The organism is Stenotrophomonas sp. I18B00994 (genome assembly GCF_014145825.1).
GTDB lineage: Bacteria > Pseudomonadota > Gammaproteobacteria > Xanthomonadales > Xanthomonadaceae > Stenotrophomonas > Stenotrophomonas maltophilia.
Map to the genome: position 1 here is coordinate 1 of NZ_JACIUW010000037.1, position 16767 is coordinate 16767.

General features: G+C 63.4%; 12 protein-coding genes, 1 tRNA gene and 1 pseudogene. All 14 read right to left on the minus strand.

Going from position 1 to position 16767, the window contains the following annotated elements:
- A partial coding sequence (locus tag H4O10_RS21665; RefSeq protein ID WP_235304032.1) for a GTP-binding protein occupies positions 1–307 on the minus strand: 307 nt, incomplete at its 3' end.
- Positions 308–359: 52 nt separating this feature from the next.
- On the minus strand, positions 360–2501 hold the full coding sequence (fusA, locus tag H4O10_RS21670; RefSeq protein WP_019662237.1) for an elongation factor G: 2142 nt from the start codon (positions 2499–2501) through the stop codon (positions 360–362).
- Positions 2502–2642: 141 nt separating this feature from the next.
- Positions 2643–3116, minus strand: a complete 474-nt coding sequence (rpsG, locus tag H4O10_RS21675) for a 30S ribosomal protein S7 (RefSeq protein WP_004145321.1) — start codon at positions 3114–3116, stop codon at positions 2643–2645.
- Between the two features lie 12 nt (positions 3117–3128).
- On the minus strand, positions 3129–3503 hold the full coding sequence (rpsL, locus tag H4O10_RS21680; RefSeq protein ID WP_004145320.1) for a 30S ribosomal protein S12: 375 nt from the start codon (positions 3501–3503) through the stop codon (positions 3129–3131).
- Positions 3504–3825: 322 nt separating this feature from the next.
- A complete protein-coding gene (rpoC, locus tag H4O10_RS21685; protein ID WP_033835427.1) occupies positions 3826–8049 on the minus strand; it encodes a DNA-directed RNA polymerase subunit beta' in 4224 nt (1407 codons plus the stop codon).
- An 89-nt stretch (positions 8050–8138) separates the two neighbouring features.
- Positions 8139–12293 (minus strand): DNA-directed RNA polymerase subunit beta, encoded by a 4155-nt coding sequence (gene rpoB / locus H4O10_RS21690; RefSeq protein WP_005408205.1) that lies wholly within the window; start codon positions 12291–12293, stop codon positions 8139–8141.
- Between the two features lie 364 nt (positions 12294–12657).
- On the minus strand, positions 12658–13026 hold the full coding sequence (gene rplL, locus H4O10_RS21695; protein WP_005408204.1) for a 50S ribosomal protein L7/L12: 369 nt from the start codon (positions 13024–13026) through the stop codon (positions 12658–12660).
- A gap of 63 nt (positions 13027–13089) precedes the next feature.
- Complete coding sequence (gene rplJ / locus H4O10_RS21700; protein ID WP_005408203.1) at positions 13090–13626, minus strand: 50S ribosomal protein L10; 537 nt, start codon at positions 13624–13626, stop codon at positions 13090–13092.
- 383 nt (positions 13627–14009) lie between these two features.
- A complete protein-coding gene (rplA, locus tag H4O10_RS21705) occupies positions 14010–14708 on the minus strand; it encodes a 50S ribosomal protein L1 (protein ID WP_004154350.1) in 699 nt (232 codons plus the stop codon).
- Positions 14709–14712: 4 nt separating this feature from the next.
- Positions 14713–15141 (minus strand): 50S ribosomal protein L11, encoded by a 429-nt coding sequence (rplK, locus tag H4O10_RS21710; RefSeq protein ID WP_004145248.1) that lies wholly within the window; start codon positions 15139–15141, stop codon positions 14713–14715.
- Positions 15142–15427: 286 nt separating this feature from the next.
- Positions 15428–15988 (minus strand): transcription termination/antitermination protein NusG, encoded by a 561-nt coding sequence (nusG, locus tag H4O10_RS21715; RefSeq protein ID WP_004154362.1) that lies wholly within the window; start codon positions 15986–15988, stop codon positions 15428–15430.
- 10 nt (positions 15989–15998) lie between these two features.
- A complete protein-coding gene (gene secE / locus H4O10_RS21720; protein WP_049454742.1) occupies positions 15999–16412 on the minus strand; it encodes a preprotein translocase subunit SecE in 414 nt (137 codons plus the stop codon).
- 49 nt (positions 16413–16461) lie between these two features.
- A tRNA-Trp gene (locus H4O10_RS21725) sits at positions 16462–16537 on the minus strand.
- A 103-nt stretch (positions 16538–16640) separates the two neighbouring features.
- A pseudogene (gene tuf / locus H4O10_RS21730) lies at positions 16641–16767 on the minus strand (elongation factor Tu); the annotation flags it as partial.

The window sequence follows — 16767 nt, forward strand, 5'->3', positions numbered from 1 at the left end:
TCGCGCCGTCCATCTGGGCGGCACCGGTGATCATGTTCTTGACGTAGTCGGCGTGGCCCGGGCAGTCAACGTGGGCGTAGTGACGGATCGGGGATTCGTATTCGACGTGCGCGGTCGAGATCGTGATGCCACGCGCCTTTTCTTCCGGAGCGGCGTCGATCGAGGAGTAGTCCTTGAACTCGCCACCGAAGCGCTCGGCACCGATCTTGGTCAGTGCAGCGGTCAGCGTGGTCTTGCCGTGGTCAACGTGACCGATGGTGCCGACGTTGACGTGCGGCTTGGTGCGCTCGAACTTACCCTTTGCCATTGTTCTATACCTTGATTGTTCGTAAATGGTTTCAAGAGAGGCTGAGCGAGGCTCAGCCCTTCTTCATGACGGCTTCGGCGATGTTGGTCGGAGCCGGCTCGTAGTGATCGAATTCCATGGTGAAGGTGGCGCGGCCCTGGGTCTGCGAACGCAGAGCAGTGGCGTAGCCGAACATTTCACCCAGCGGGATCATCGCGTTGATGATGCTGGCCGAACCGTCACCGGTGGTGTCGGAACCCTGCAGCACGCCGCGACGACGGCTGACGTCGCCCATCACGTCACCCTGGTAATCCTCCGGGGTCACGATCTCGACCTTCATGATCGGCTCCAGCAGCACCGGCTTGGCCTTGGCGAAGCCCTGCTTGAAGGCCATCGACGAAGCCAGCTTGAACGCCATTTCCGAGGAGTCGACGTCGTGGTACGAACCGAACACCAGCTTCACCTTGACGTCCACGACCGGGAAGCCAGCCAGCGGGCCGCTGGTGATGGTTTCGCGCAGGCCCTTTTCAACCGACGGAATGAATTCCTTCGGGATCACGCCGCCGGTGATGTCGTTGATGAACAGGAAATCGTCCTTGATCATCGGAGCGATCTTCGGATCGGCACGATCTTCAGCGGTGATCGGCGACAGCTCGATCACGACGTGACCGTACTGACCCTTACCACCGGACTGCTTGGCGTGCTTGTAGTCCGACTTGACGTCAGCCAGGGTGATGGTTTCGCGGTAGGCCACCTGCGGCGCGCCGACGTTGGCTTCAACGTTGAACTCGCGCTTCAGGCGGTCGACGATGATGTCCAGGTGCAGCTCGCCCATGCCCGAGATGATGGTCTGGCCGGATTCTTCGTCGGTCTTGACGCGGAACGACGGATCTTCCTGCGCCAGGCGACCCAGCGCCAGACCCATCTTTTCCTGGTCCGACTTGGTCTTCGGCTCGACGGCCATCGAGATCACCGGCTCCGGGAACGTCATGCGCTCCAGGATGATCGGCGCATCCACGGCGCACAGGGTGTCACCGGTGGTGGTGTCCTTCAGGCCCACGGCAGCAGCGATGTCACCAGCCAGAACTTCCTTGATTTCCTCGCGGTTGTTCGAGTGCATCTGCAGGATGCGGCCGATGCGCTCCTTCTTGCCCTTCACCGAGTTCAGCACGGTGTCGCCACCGTTCAGGGTGCCCGAGTAGACACGGAAGAAGGTCAGCGCGCCGACGAACGGGTCGGTGATGATCTTGAAGGCCAGCGACGAGAACGGCGCCTTGTCGTCCGACTTGCGGGTCATTTCGACGGTGTCGTCGTCAACGTCCACGCCCTTCACGTCCGGCACGTCGACCGGCGACGGCAGCAGCTGGATCACACCGTCCAGCATGGCCTGCACGCCCTTGTTCTTGAAGGCCGAGCCGCAGTACATCGGCACGATCTCGGTGGCCAGGGTACGGGTACGCAGCGCGTTGATGATTTCGGCCTCGGCCAGCTCTTCGCCGCCCAGGTACTTTTCCATCAGCTCTTCGCTGGCTTCGGCAGCGGTCTCGACCATGAACTGGCGAGCTTCTTCCGCAGCCGCCTGCAGATCGGCCGGGATGTCGCTGTACTCGAACTTCATGCCCTGCGAGGCTTCATCCCAGTGGATGGCCTTCATCTTCAGCAGGTCGACAACGCCCTTGAAGTTGTCTTCAGCGCCGATCGGCAGCTGCATCGGCACGGCAACCGCGCCCAGCTTGGCCTTCAGCTGGCCGACGACCTTCTGGAAGTTGGCACCGGTGCGGTCCATCTTGTTGACGAACGCGATGCGCGGCACGTGGTACTTGTTGGCCTGGCGCCACACGGTTTCCGACTGCGGCTGCACGCCACCGACGGCGCACAGGACGAAGACGGCACCGTCGAGCACGCGCAGCGAGCGCTCCACTTCGATGGTGAAGTCGACGTGCCCCGGGGTGTCGATGATGTTGAAGCGGTGCTCCGGCAGGGACTTGTCCATGCCCTTCCAGAACGCGGTGGTGGCAGCGGACTGGATCGTGATGCCACGCTCCTGCTCCTGCTCCATCCAGTCCATGGTGGCGGCGCCGTCGTGCACTTCACCGATCTTGTGGCTCTTGCCGGTGTAGAACAGGATGCGCTCGGACGTGGTGGTCTTGCCGGCATCGATGTGAGCCATGATGCCGAAGTTACGGTAACGCTCGATGGGAGTGGAACGGGCCACGGGAGCCTCTCAGATTTCTTGGATTTCGGATGGCCGAACGCCGCCTTTCGGCGGCCTTCGGATTGGCGCAGTCTTTCTGGGACCGCGAGGCAGCACGCACCGAAGTGGTGCTGCCCTGCCTGTTTTACAAGGCCGTCAAACTCACCAGCGGTAGTGGGCGAATGCCTTGTTGGCTTCGGCCATGCGGTGGGTTTCTTCGCGCTTCTTGATGGCGCCGCCACGGTTTTCCGAGGCGTCGATCAGTTCAGCAGCCAGCTTCTTCGGCATGGTGTTCTCGCCGCGCTTGCGCGCGGAGTCGATCAGCCAGCGCATGGCCAGGGCCATCTTGCGCGACGAACGCACTTCGACCGGCACCTGGTAGGTGGCACCACCGACGCGGCGCGACTTGACTTCGACCGCCGGAGCGACGTTGTCCAGAGCCTTCTGCACCAGTTCAATGGCGTTGGCGCTGCTGTTCTTCTCGGTGATCACGTCCATGGCGCCGTACACGATCTTCTCGGCGACGGACTTCTTGCCGCTCTGCATGACCATGTTGATGAAACGGGCGATGGTTTCGCTTCCGTGCTTCGGATCGGGCAGGACGGAACGCTGCGGAGTATTACCCTTACGCGACATTGTGCTCTCTCCTTATGCCTTCGGACGCTTGGCGCCGTACTTGGAACGGGCCTGGCGACGCTTGGCAACGCCGGCGGCGTCGAGCGAGCCACGAACGGTGTGGTAACGCACACCCGGCAGGTCCTTGACGCGACCGCCGCGGATCAGGACCACGGAGTGCTCCTGCAGGTTGTGGCCTTCACCACCGATGTAGGAAATCACTTCTTCCTGGTTGGTCAGGCGGACCTTGGCAACCTTGCGCAGAGCCGAGTTCGGCTTCTTCGGAGTGGTGGTGTAGACACGGGTGCAGACGCCACGGCGCTGCGGGCACTTGTCGAGCGCCGGCGAGGCACTCTTGTAGGTGGTCGCTTGCCGCGGCTTGCGGACCAGCTGGTTGATCGTCGCCATCAGTAGGTTCTTCTGATTGGTGGCCGGAAAATCCGGCCAGAGATGCGGAAATGTTAAAGCAGGCCAAAATTCTGGCCTGCTGAGACAGACGATTGTAGCAACCTGCCAGGAAAGCAGTCAAACGCCTCCTGTCAAGCCCGCTCCTGATCCCGGAACGTTACTGGGGGGCCTCCATGTACCCCGTTCAGGTTGGCGGGGTGAACCGCGAGGTCCACCCTGCCCTGCGCCGGTAGAGTCGACTGTTAGCCGACTCTCGATGGCAGTCGACCAACAGTCGACTCTACCGCCCGGGTGGTCCGGCCTTGCGGCCGGACCGGATGCATCATTCTTCGCCCGAGGCCTGTTCAGCTTCGGCTTCAACCGCCGCGGCCTCGACCGCAGCCGGAGTGCCGGCCAGGGTCTGCATTTCCGACTCGGTAAGGCCGGAGGCGCCGCGGCGGCGGTTGCTGTGGTACGCCAGGCCGGTACCGGCCGGAATCAGGCGACCCACGATGACGTTTTCCTTCAGGCCGCGCAGGTTGTCCGAGGTGCCGCGGACGGCCGCTTCGGTCAGCACGCGGGTGGTTTCCTGGAACGACGCGGCCGAGATGAACGATTCGGTCGCCAGCGAGGCCTTGGTGATACCCAGCAGGACCGGATCGAAGTGCGCCGGCAGCTCATTGCGGGCTGCAAGGCGGGCATTCTCCTCGATAACGCGCTGGCGCTCCACCTGTTCGCCGTTCAGGAACTTGCTGCTGCCCTGGTCGGTGATCTCGACCTTGCGCAGCATCTGGCGGGTGATCACCTCGATGTGCTTGTCGTTGATCTTCACGCCCTGCAGGCGGTACACGTCCTGGATTTCCTTCACCAGGTAGGCGGCCAGCGGTTCGACACCCAGCAGGCGCAGGATGTCCTGCGGGCTCGGCTCGCCGTCCACGATGGTTTCACCCTTGGTCACATGCTCGCCTTCGAACACGATGACCTGGCGGTACTTCGGGATCAGCTCTTCGTGCTCCGAACCATCGGTGTCCTTGATGATCAGGCGCTGCTTGCCCTTGGTGTCCTTGCCGAAGCTGATGATGCCCGAACGCTCGGCCAGCACCGCCGGATCCTTCGGCTTGCGCGCTTCGAACAGATCGGCCACGCGCGGCAGACCACCGGTGATGTCGCGGGTCTTCGACGCTTCCTGCGGGATCTTGGCGACCACGTCACCCACGCCGACGGCAGCGCCGTCCTGCAGGTTGACGATCGAGCGCGGCGGCAGCAGGTACTGCGCCGGCAGGTCGGTGCCCGGAATCGACAGGTCGTTGCCCTTGGCGTCGACGATGCGCACGATCGGGCGCAGGTCCTTGGCCTGGGTACCACGACGCTTCGGATCGGTGATTTCGCGCGACGCCAGGCCGGTCAGTTCGTCGGTCTTCTCGATGACGGTGATGCCGTCGACGAAGTCGATGAAGCGGATGAAACCGGCCACTTCCGACACGATCGGGTGGTTATGCGGATCCCAGTTGGCCACGGTCTGGCCAGCCTTGATCGCATCACCGTCCTTGGACGTGATGGTCGCACCGTACGGCAGCTTGTAACGTTCACGCTCACGGCCGTGGGCATCGAGCACCGAGATTTCGCCCGAGCGCGACACTGCCACCAGCGAGCCGTTGGCATGCTCGACCGACTTGAGGTTGCTGAACTTGACCGAGCCGGTGGTCTTGACGGTGATGTTGTCGACCGCAGCAGCTCGCGACGCCGCACCACCGATGTGGAACGTACGCATGGTCAGCTGGGTACCCGGCTCACCGATGGACTGGGCGGCGATGACGCCGACCGCTTCACCGATGTTGACCAGGTGGCCACGGGCCAGGTCGCGGCCGTAGCAGCGCGAGCAGACGCCGAAGGCCGATTCGCAGGAGATGGTCGAGCGGACCTTGATGGTCTGCACGCCGGCATCTTCCAGCTTGGCAACCCAGGCTTCGTCCAGCAGGGTGTTGCGGGTGACGATCGGATCTTCGTCGTTGCCCGGCAGGAACACGTCCTCGGCAACCACGCGACCCAGCACGCGGTCCTTCAGCGGCTCGACCACGTCGCCGCCTTCCACGATCGGGGTCATGATCAGGCCTTCGGTGGTACCGCAATCCACCTCGGTGATCACCACGTCCTGTGCCACGTCGACCAGACGACGGGTCAGGTAACCCGAGTTCGCGGTCTTCAGCGCGGTATCGGCCAGACCCTTACGGGCACCGTGGGTGGAGTTGAAGTACTCCTGCACGTTCAGGCCTTCGCGGAAGTTCGCCTTGATGGGCGTCTCGATGATCGAGCCGTCCGGGCGGGCCATCAGGCCACGCATGCCGGCCAGCTGACGGATCTGCGCCTGCGAACCACGCGCACCGGAGTCGGCCATGATGTACAGCGAGTTCATCGACTTCTGGTCGATGGTCTCACCCTTGGCATTGACCACCTTCTCGGTACCGATGGTGTCCATCATCGCCTTGGCGATGCGCTCGTTGGTGCGCGACCAGATGTCGACCACCTTGTTGTAGCGCTCGCCGGCGGTGACCAGGCCCGACTGGTACTGCTCCTGGATTTCCAGCACTTCGGCTTCGGCCTCGGTGAGGATGCCCTTCTTCTCGTCCGGGATCAGCATGTCGTCGATGCCGATCGAGACACCGGCGCGGGTCGCGTACGCGAAGCCGGTGTACATCAGCTTGTCGGCGAACACGACCGTGTCCTTCAGGCCCAGCTGGCGGTAGCTGGAGTTGATCAGGCGGCTGATGTTCTTCTTGGTCAGCTCGGTGTTGGCCAGCGCGAACGGCAGGCCTTCCGGCAGGATTTCAGCCAGCAGGGCGCGACCGATCGTGGTGTCCACGATCGAGGTCTTGTTCTGCTTGTTGCCGTCTTCGTCGGTCACCACTTCGGTGATGCGGACCTTGACGCGCGCGTGCAGTTCCACCACGCGGTTGTCGTAGGCACGCTTCACTTCGGCGATGTTGGCGAAGGCCATGCCCTCGCCCTTCTTGTTTTCCAGCGAGCGGGTCATGTAGTACAGACCCAGCACGACGTCCTGCGACGGCACGATGATCGGCTCGCCGTTGGCCGGCGACAGGATGTTGTTGGTCGACATCATCAGCGCACGCGCTTCCAGCTGGGCTTCCAGCGAAAGCGGCACGTGGACGGCCATCTGGTCACCGTCGAAGTCGGCGTTGAACGCGGTGCAGACCAGCGGGTGCAGCTGGATGGCCTTGCCTTCGATCAGCACCGGCTCGAACGCCTGGATGCCCAGACGGTGCAGGGTCGGCGCACGGTTCAGCATCACCGGATGCTCGCGGATGACCTCTTCCAGGATGTCCCAGACTTCGGCTTCTTCGCGCTCGACCAGCTTCTTGGCGGCCTTGATGGTGGTGGCCAGGCCACGACGCTGCAGCTTGGCGAAGACGAACGGCTTGAACAGCTCGAGCGCCATCTTCTTCGGCAGGCCGCACTGGTGCAGGCGCAGGTACGGGCCGACCACGATGACCGAACGGCCCGAGTAGTCGACGCGCTTGCCGAGCAGGTTCTGGCGGAAGCGACCCTGCTTGCCCTTGATCATGTCGGCCAGCGACTTCAGCGGGCGCTTGTTGGTGCCGGTGATGGCACGGCCACGACGGCCGTTGTCCAGCAGTGCATCGACCGACTCCTGCAGCATGCGCTTTTCATTGCGCACGATGATGTCCGGCGCGCTCAGTTCGAGCAGGCGGCGCAGGCGGTTGTTGCGGTTGATGACGCGGCGGTACAGGTCGTTCAGGTCGGAGGTCGCGAAGCGGCCGCCATCCAGCGGGACCAGCGGACGCAGGTCCGGCGGCAGCACCGGCAGCACGGTCATGACCATCCATTCCGGACGGTTGCCCGATTCCAGGAAGGCTTCGATCAGCTTGATGCGCTTGGTGAGGCGCTTGAGCTTGGTTTCCGAACCGGTAGCGGCGATTTCCTCGCGCAGGCGGGTCATTTCCGACTGCAGGTCGATCGTGCGCAGCAGTTCGTACACGGCCTCGGCGCCCATCGCGGCGTCGAAGTCGTCACCGTGCTCCTGGCGGGCCTGCAGGTACTGTTCCTCGGTCAGCAGCTGGCGGCGCTCCAGGGCAGTCAGGCCCGGCTCGGTCACCACGTAGGCTTCGAAGTACAGCACGCGTTCGATGTCGCGCAGGGTCATGTCCAGCATCAGGCCGATGCGCGACGGCAGCGACTTGAGGAACCAGATGTGCGCGACCGGCGAGGCCAGGTCGATGTGGCCCATGCGCTCGCGGCGCACCTTGGCCAGGGTCACTTCGGTACCGCACTTTTCGCAGACCACGCCGCGGTGCTTCATGCGCTTGTACTTGCCGCACAGGCACTCGTAGTCCTTCACCGGGCCGAAGATGGCGGCGCAGAACAGGCCGTCGCGTTCCGGCTTGAAGGTACGGTAGTTGATGGTTTCCGGCTTCTTCACTTCGCCGAAGGACCACGAACGGATCAGGTCCGGCGAAGCCAGCGCGATCTTGATCGCGTCGAAGTCCAGCGTCTGGCGCTGCTGGTTGAAGAGGTTGAGCAGGTCTTTCATGGTGTTCTCCAGAAGGAGGAATGCTGTGTCGATGGGCTTTCAGTTCACTGCCAGCGGCGCGGCGGCGTTGACCGCCGCGCCGGCATGGATCAGTTGTCTTCCAGTTCCATGTTGATGGCCAGCGAGCGGATTTCCTTCACGAGCACGTTGAAGGATTCCGGCATGCCCGCGACCATCTCGTGCTCACCGTCGACGATGTTCTTGTACATCTGGTTGCGGCCCTGCACGTCATCGGACTTCACCGTCAGCATTTCCTGCAGGGTGTAGGCCGCGCCGTAGGCTTCCAGCGCCCAGACTTCCATTTCACCGAAGCGCTGGCCGCCGAACTGCGCCTTGCCGCCCAGCGGCTGCTGGGTGACGAGCGAGTACGGACCGGTCGAACGGGCGTGCATCTTGTCGTCGACCAGGTGGTTCAGCTTCAGGTAGTGCATGTAACCCACGGTGGTGTGGCGATCGAACGCTTCACCGGTGCGGCCGTCGTACAGCTGGGTCTGGCCACTGCTCGGCAGGTCGGCCAGTTCCAGCATGCGCTTGATTTCCGCTTCGGTGGCACCGTCGAACACCGGGGTGGCCATCGGCACGCCGTCGGTGAGGTTACGGGCCAGGCGCAGCAGTTCCTCGTCGCTGAACTGCGACAGGTCGACACGGTTGGCCACGTTGGTGTCGTCGTGGTTGTAGATGTCGTCCAGGAACTTGCGCAGGTCGGCAACGGCGGCCTGGGCCTCCATCATCGCCTGGATCTTGCGGCCCAGGCCCTTGGCCGCCCAGCCCAGGTGCACTTCCAGGATCTGGCCGATGTTCATACGCGACGGCACGCCCAGCGGGTTCAGCACGATGTCCACGGTTTCGCCCGAGGCCATGTACGGCATGTCCTCGACCGGCACCACGTTGGAGACCACACCCTTGTTGCCGTGGCGGCCTGCCATCTTGTCGCCCGGCTGGATGCGGCGCTTCACGGCCAGGAACACCTTGACCATCTTCAGCACGCCCGGGGCGAGGTCGTCGCCGGCGGTGATCTTGCCGCGCTTGTCGGCGAAGCGACGCTCGAATTCCTTCTCGTGCGCCTGGATCTGCTTCTGCGCGCGCTCGATGGCTTCCGAAGCGTCCTCGTCCTTCATGCGCAGGGCGAACCAGTCAGCCTTCTTCAGGCCGTCCAGGAAGGCGTCGGTGATCACGTCACCCTTCTTCAGGCCAGCGCCACCGTTGACCACCTTGCCCACGATCTGCGAACGCAGACGCATGTAGATGGCGGCTTCCAGGATGCGGAACTGGTCGTCGAAGTCCTTCTTGACGCGCTTGATTTCAGACTCTTCGATCTGGCGGGCGCGCTTGTCCTTCTCGATGCCGTCGCGGGTGAAGACCTGCACGTCGATGACGGTGCCGTCCATGCCCGGCGGAACGCGCAGCGAGCTGTCCTTAACGTCCGAAGCCTTCTCGCCGAAGATCGCGCGCAGCAGCTTCTCTTCCGGGGTCAGCTGGCTTTCGCCCTTCGGGGTGACCTTGCCGACCATGATGTCGCCGGCGCGGACTTCCGCACCGATGTACACCACGCCGCTCTCGTCCAGGCGGTTCAGCGCCTGCTCGGAGACGTTCGGGATGTCGGCGGAGATTTCCTCCGGCCCCAGCTTGGTGTCACGCGCGACGCAGGTCAGCTCTTCGATGTGGATCGTGGTGTAACGATCCTCTTCCACCACGCGCTCGGAGAGCAGGATGGAGTCTTCGAAGTTGTAGCCGTTCCACGGCATGAACGCGATCAGCATGTTCTGGCCCAGGGCCAGTTCGCCGATGTCGGTGGACGGACCGTCGGCCAGCACGTCGCCGCGGGCGATGACGTCACCCACCTGGACCAGCGGACGCTGGTTGATGCAGGTGTTCTGGTTCGAACGGGTGTACTTGACCAGGTTGTAGATGTCCACGCCTGCATCGGTGGCGCCAACGATCTCTTCCTCGTTGACCTTGACCACGATGCGGGCCGCGTCGATCTGCACGATCTCGCCACCACGGCGGGCGTTCACGGTCACACCGGAGTCACGCGCCACGGCGCGCTCGATGCCGGTACCGACCAGCGGCTTCTGCGCACGCAGGGTCGGCACCGCCTGACGCTGCATGTTGGCGCCCATCAGTGCGCGGTTCGCGTCATCGTGCTCCAGGAACGGAACCAGCGCGGCCGCGATCGACACGGTCTGCATCGGCGAGACGTCCATGAAGTGGACTTCCGCCGGCGGCTTCAGCAGCGATTCGCCCTGGAAGCGGCACGGAACGAACTGCTCGGTCAGGGTGCCCTTGGCGTCGGTCAGCGCGTTGGCCTGCGCAATGACGTACTCGTTTTCTTCGATCGCCGACAGGAACTCGACTTCGTCATAGACCTTGCCGTCCACGACCTTGCGGTACGGAGTCTCGAGGAAACCGTACTGGTTGGTGCGGGCGTACACGGCCAGCGAGTTGATCAGGCCGATGTTCGGGCCTTCCGGGGTTTCGATGGTGCAGACGCGGCCGTAATGGGTCGGGTGCACGTCGCGCACTTCGAAGCCGGCGCGCTCACGGGTCAGGCCGCCCGGGCCCAGGGCCGAGACGCGACGCTTGTGGGTCACTTCCGACAGCGGGTTGTTCTGGTCCATGAACTGCGACAGCTGCGAGGAGCCGAAGAACTCCTTGATGGCAGCGGCAACCGGCTTGGCGTTGATCAGCTCCTGCGGGGTCAGGCCTTCGGACTCGGCCATCGACAGGCGCTCCTTGACCGCGCGCTCGACGCGGACCAGGCCCACGCGGAACACGTTCTCGGCCATTTCGCCGACCGAACGCACGCGACGGTTGCCCAGGTGGTCGATATCGTCGACCACGCCGCGACCGTTGCGGATCTCGGTCAGGACCTTGATCACGTCCAGGATGTCGGAGCTGTCGCCGTGGGCGGCGACCAGGCGCTTGGACTCTTCGTCGTTGCGCTCACCGAAGTACTTGCTGTCGTACAGCACGGCTTCGCCGGTGGTCTCCTTGCGGCCCACGCGGCGGTTGAACTTCATGCGGCCGACCGCGGACAGGTCGTAGCGCTCGAAGGTGAAGAACAGGTTGTGGAACAGGTTCTGCGCAGCGTCCTTGGTCGGCGGCTCGCCCGGACGCATCATGCGGTAGATCTCGACCAGGGCTTCCAGCTGGGTCTTGGTCGGGTCGATGCGCAGGGTGTTGGACAGGTACGGGCCACGATCCAGATCGTTCACCCACAGGGTGCCCACGGCATCCACACCGGCCTTGCGGAAGGCCTGCAGCTGCTCGTCGGTGATCTCGTCATTGGCCTGGGCCAGCAGTTCGCCGGTCGAGGCGTCAACCACGTCGTGCGACAGGATGCGGCCGACGATGTAGTCGTCCGGCACGGCCAGGGCGGCGATGCCCGAGGCTTCCAGCTGCTTGATGTGGCGCGCGGTGATGCGCTTGCCGGCTTCCACGATGACCTTGTCGCCGTCGGCGAGGTCGAAGCCCAGGGTTTCGCCACGCAGGCGCTCCGGCACCAGCTCCAGCTGGACGCCTTCATCCGGGTTGATGTGGAAGGTGTTGATCTCGAAGAACTCGGCCAGCATCTCTTCGTTGCTGTAGCCGAGCGCGCGCAGCAGGATCGACACCGGCAGCTTGCGGCGACGGTCGATACGGGTGAACAGTGCGTCCTTCGGGTCGAACTCGAAGTCCAGCCAGGAGCCGCGGTAAGGAATGATGCGGGCGCTGTACAGCAGCTTGCCCGAGCTGTGGGTCTTGCCACGGTCGTGGTCGAAGAACACGCCCGGCGAGCGGTGCAGCTGCGAGACGATGACGCGCTCGGTGCCGTTGACGATGAAGGTGCCGTTCTCGGTCATCAGCGGGATTTCGCCCAGATAGACCTCCTGCTCCTTCACGTACTTGATGGCCTTGGTCGACGACTCACGGTCGTAGATCACCAGGCGCACGGTCACGCGCAGCGGGGCGCCGTAGCTCATGCCACGCTGGCGGCACTCGCGCTCGTCGAAGACCGGTTCGCCCAGCTTGTAGCCGACGTATTCCAGGGCAGCGTTGCCGCTGTAGCTGGCGATCGGGAAGACCGACTTCAGCGCAGCATGCAGGCCGTGGTCCGTGCGCTTGGCCGGATCGACGTTTTCCTGCAGGAATTCACGATAGGAATCCACCTGGATGGCGAGCAGGAACGGCACTTCGAGAATCGAGCGCTGCTTGCCGAAATCCTTGCGGATACGCTTTTTTTCGGTGAACGAATAGGACGTCATGAGGTCTTCCACCTTGTTGTGCGGATCGTGCGCCCACGATCCGAAGGGAACTTGAAATTGTCAGTTGGAAGTCGCTGGTATTGCCGGCACCAGCACGCCTTCTCCCGCTACTTCCAACTGCCAACTCGTCTGCTACCACGCCCCTGCTGCCGCGCGCTGCGCTGGCCGGCGGGGGTTTGACTGCAGCCCGTGTTGGGCTTTTTGCTGCATTTGAAACGGTAGAGTCGACTGTTAGTCGACTTCCTTCACAGCAGTCGACCAACAGTCGACTCTACCGACACCGCAACAACGACCAAAGGCCGGGGGCTTACGCCCCCAGCCTTGGCTGCATCGCCGTGAATCGGTGACGATGCAAGGTAACTGCTTACTTGACTTCGACAGTCGCGCCAGCAGCTTCCAGGTCCTTCTTCATCTTCTCGGCGTCTTCCTTCGAAGCGCCTTCCTTCAGGACGCCACCGGCTTCGGCCAGGTCCTTCGCTTCCTTCAGGCCCAGGCCGGTGATGGCGCGGACGGCCTTGATGACTTCGACCTTCTTGTCGCCGGCCGACTTCAGGGTGACGGTGAACTCGGTCTGCTCTTCAACAGCAGCGGCCGGGCCAGCGGCAGCAGCCACGGCGACCGGAGCAGCGGCGGAGACGCCGAACTTCTCTTCGATGGCCTTGACCAGCTCCATCACTTCCATCAGGGACTTCTCGGCGATGGCGTCGACGATCTGTTCGTTGGTAAGGGACATGATTAATACCTTTGGATGATTTTCTGGGTTGAGGTTCCGTCAGGAACCACGGTAAGTCGAAACTCAGGCGGTCTCGGCGGCCGGTTCGGCAGCGTCGGCGGCGACGTCGCCACCACCCTGCTTCTCGCCAACGGCCTTGATGGCGCGGGCAAACATCGTGACCGGCTCGGTCAGGACGCGGGCCAGCATGGCCAGGGCCTGGTCGCGGGTCGGCAGCGATGCCAGCACGTCGACGTGGCTTGCCGGGAACACTTCGCCACCGATGGCGACGACCTTAGCCTTCAGCTTGTCGTTGCCCTTGGCGGCTTCCTTGATCAGGCGACCGGCAGCGCCGGGCTCCTCGAGCGAGAACGCGTACAGCAGCGGACCAACCATCTGGTCCTGGGCGACTGCGAACTCGGTGCCTTCAACGGCGCGCGAAGCCAGGGTGTTCTTGACAACCTTCAAGAAAACACCGGTTTCACGAGCCTGCTTGCGCATCGCGGTCATCTGGGCGACCGTGGTGCCAGCGTATTCGGCTGCGATCAAGGAGTGGGCCTTGGCGGCGACGTCTGCCAGCTCGGCGACTACTTCTTGCTTCTGGGACAGATTGAGAGCCATTGCACTCCTCCTATTGAACTCCGCTTACGGCTCCTGCCGTGTGCGGTCCTGTGCGGCATCCGTCCTGGACGCCGGGAACATCGGGATGATGTTCCGGGGGTGGGCCGTTCCAGACCTGGAGGCAATCAGGGAAATCCCAGACGTGCGTGAACCAGAAAAACTCCAGAAGGGCACCATCTACGCAGGGTGATTCCGGGGAATCGATTAAGCGCTCATGACTGCTCCGGCGGCGACTCCTTGCCAGATCGAGCTTCCGTGCCCGTCGCCGGTATTGCCACGACCGCGCCTGCGGTCTTTGACGGCTACCGCGGGCGATGCACTGCCAACGATGCCTTCAAATGTCACGGTCACGGCACCGAAGGTACCGTGACCGCTTGAAACAATTACTTCAGGGTCAGCGACGACTGGTCGACGGTGACGCCCGGGCCCATCGTCGAGCTGACCGAAACCTTCTGCAGGTAGGTGCCCTTCGAGGTGGCCGGCTTGGCCTTGATCAGGTCCAGCAGCAGCGCGGTCAGGTTCGACTTCAGCGCGTCTTCGGCGAAGTCGGCCTTGCCGATGGTGCAGTGGATGATGCCGGCCTTGTCGGTGCGGTAACGGACCTGACCCGACTTGGCGTTCTTCACGGCTTCACCCGGGTTCGGGGAAACGGTGCCGACCTTCGGGTTCGGCATCAGGCCGCGCGGGCCCAGCACGGTGCCCAGCTTACCGACGACGCGCATGGCGTCCGGGGTCGCGATGACGACGTCGTAGTTCAGATCGCCGGCCTGCATCTTCTCGGCCAGATCATCCATACCGACGGCTTCGGCGCCAGCGGCCAGGGCTTCATCAGCCTTGGCACCGGCCGGAGCGAACACGGCGACGCGGACCGACTTGCCGGTACCGGCCGGCAGCACGGTGGAGCCACGGACCTGCTGGTCGGACTTCTTCGCATCGACGCCCAGGCGCACAGCGACGTCGATCGACTCGACGAACTTGGCCTTGGTGGCGCTCTTCAGGATGTTGATCGCGTCCTCGAAGGCGTATGCCTTGCCCGGAACGACGGCGGCCTTGATGGCCTTCTCACGCTTGGTCTGTGCCATCTTATTAACCCTCCACCACGAGGCCCATGGAACGGGCAGAGCCAGCGATGGTACGCACGGCGGCGTCCAGATCGGCGGCAGTCAGATCCGGTTCCTTCGCCTTGGCGATCTCTTCCAGCTGCTTACGGGTGACCTTGCCGACCTTCTCGGTGTTCGGGCGCTTGGAGCCCGACGAGATGCCAGCGGCCTTCTTCAGCAGGGTGGTGGCCGGGGTGCTCTTGGTGATGAAGGTGAACGTACGGTCCGAGTAGGCCGTGATGATCACCGGAACCGGCAGACCCGGCTCGAGCTTCTGCGTGGCAGCGTTGAACGCCTTGCAGAATTCCATGATGTTCAGACCGCGCTGACCCAGCGCAGGACCGACCGGCGGCGAGGGGTTGGCCTGACCGGCCTTCACCTGCAGCTTGATGTAACCGACAACTTTCTTTGCCATGTGAGTACTCTCCGGGTGCTAGCGCCTTTCGACAACAGGCTCCCCATCGGACCGGGAATCACGCGTCCCGGCATCGCGTTTTGAAATCATGCTGAAGGCCACCTTGCGGCGGCCTCGTCCTGCTGGCTTCCCAGCGGGGAGCCGCGCACTATATCAGGTTTTTTCTTCACATGCCTGAAGCGGCACATAAACGGGCGAAACCGGGCAAGGCCCGGTTCCTGGTTCCGTAGAGTCGAGCTTGCTCGACCGATCAGCAAAGTCGAGCAAGCTCGACTCTACAGCTGGATCAGACGGCCTTTTCGACCTGGCCGAACTCGAGTTCGACCGGAGTGGCACGTCCGAAGATCAGCACCGAGACGCGCAGACGGCTCTTCTCGTAGTTGACCTCTTCGACGACGCCATTGAAATCGTTGAACGGGCCGTCGGTGACGCGGACCATCTGGCCCGGTTCGAACAGCACCTTCGGGCGCGGCTTCTCGACACCTTCCTGAACGCGGTTCAGGATGGCTTCAGCCTCGGAATCGGCAATCGGCAGCGGACGGTCGGCGGTGCCGCCGATGAAGCCCATCACGCGCGGGGTTTCCTTGACCAGGTGCCAGCTTTCGTTGTCGATGCGCGGAATACCGGCTTCTTCGTGGGTCTCGATCTGGACCAGCACGTAACCCGGGAAGAACTTGCGCTCGGAGCGGCGCTTCTGGCCAGCGCGCATCTCGACCACTTCTTCGGTCGGGACCAGGACATCGCCGAAGCGCTCTTCCATGCCGTCACGGACGATGCGATCGCGCAGAGCCTGCGCCACCGACTTCTCGAAGCCCGAATAGGCGTGAACGACGTACCAACGCTTCATGCAATTCTCCTTAGCGGCTCAGGAACAACTGAACCAGCCACTGAATGACGTAATCGAACCCACCCAGCAACAGACTGAGAATGGTCACCACCACCATCACGACCCAGGTCATGCGGATGGCTTCCTGGCGCGTCGGCCAGACCACCTTGCGCAGTTCGAAGCGCGACTCGGAGAGGAATTCGCGGGTGTCGCGCCCCTTGCCGGTCAGCAAGAACACGCCGATACCGCCAACCAGACCGACCACGACCGCCAACGCACGCAGCTGACCCGCCCACGCACCCAGCTGGGTGGCGCGACCGGAGTCGGCGGAGAACCAGAACCAGACGAACAGACCGGCCAGCACCAGCAGCGATGCGGCGACGTACTTGACGATATCCCCGCCGTTGGCGGAGGTGTCCTTGGAGTGTTCGATCTTGCTATTCATCCGGCTGTGTCTGCTTTAGCGGCCCAGGCCGCTGGATAAGGTGGGCAGATGGCACGCCAGGAGGGACTCGAACCCCCAACCTGCGGTTTTGGAGACCGCTGCTCTGCCAATTGAGCTACTGGCGTACGTGTTGAAACTTGCCTTCCCTTAGACGGCGAAGGCGGACCGAGGTTCCCGGCCCGCCATTCGCGTAACCGGCGGCGCTATGCAACCACCGGTACTGCAGGCTTACTCGATGATCTTCGAGACCACGCCGGCGCCGACGGTGCGGCCGCCTTCGCGGATGGCGAAGCGCAGGCCTTCGTCCATCGCCACCGGGTTGATCAGGGTGACGACCATCTTGACGTTGTCACCC

Bases quoted from the DNA above. Each gene is read 5' to 3' on its own strand.
- rpsL (WP_004145320.1), bottom strand. From the start codon at position 3,503: ATGGCGACGATCAACCAGCTGGTCCGCAAGCCGCGGCAAGCGACCACC.
- rpsG (WP_004145321.1), bottom strand. From the start codon at position 3,116: ATGTCGCGTAAGGGTAATACTCCGCAGCGTTCCGTCCTGCCCGATCCG.
- rpoB (WP_005408205.1), bottom strand. From the start codon at position 12,293: ATGACGTCCTATTCGTTCACCGAAAAAAAGCGTATCCGCAAGGATTTC.
- rpoC (WP_033835427.1), bottom strand. From the start codon at position 8,049: ATGAAAGACCTGCTCAACCTCTTCAACCAGCAGCGCCAGACGCTGGAC.
- rplK (WP_004145248.1), bottom strand. From the start codon at position 15,141: ATGGCAAAGAAAGTTGTCGGTTACATCAAGCTGCAGGTGAAGGCCGGT.
- secE (WP_049454742.1), bottom strand. From the start codon at position 16,412: ATGAATAGCAAGATCGAACACTCCAAGGACACCTCCGCCAACGGCGGG.
- rplL (WP_005408204.1), bottom strand. From the start codon at position 13,026: ATGTCCCTTACCAACGAACAGATCGTCGACGCCATCGCCGAGAAGTCC.
- rplA (WP_004154350.1), bottom strand. From the start codon at position 14,708: ATGGCACAGACCAAGCGTGAGAAGGCCATCAAGGCCGCCGTCGTTCCG.
- nusG (WP_004154362.1), bottom strand. From the start codon at position 15,988: ATGAAGCGTTGGTACGTCGTTCACGCCTATTCGGGCTTCGAGAAGTCG.
- rplJ (WP_005408203.1), bottom strand. From the start codon at position 13,626: ATGGCTCTCAATCTGTCCCAGAAGCAAGAAGTAGTCGCCGAGCTGGCA.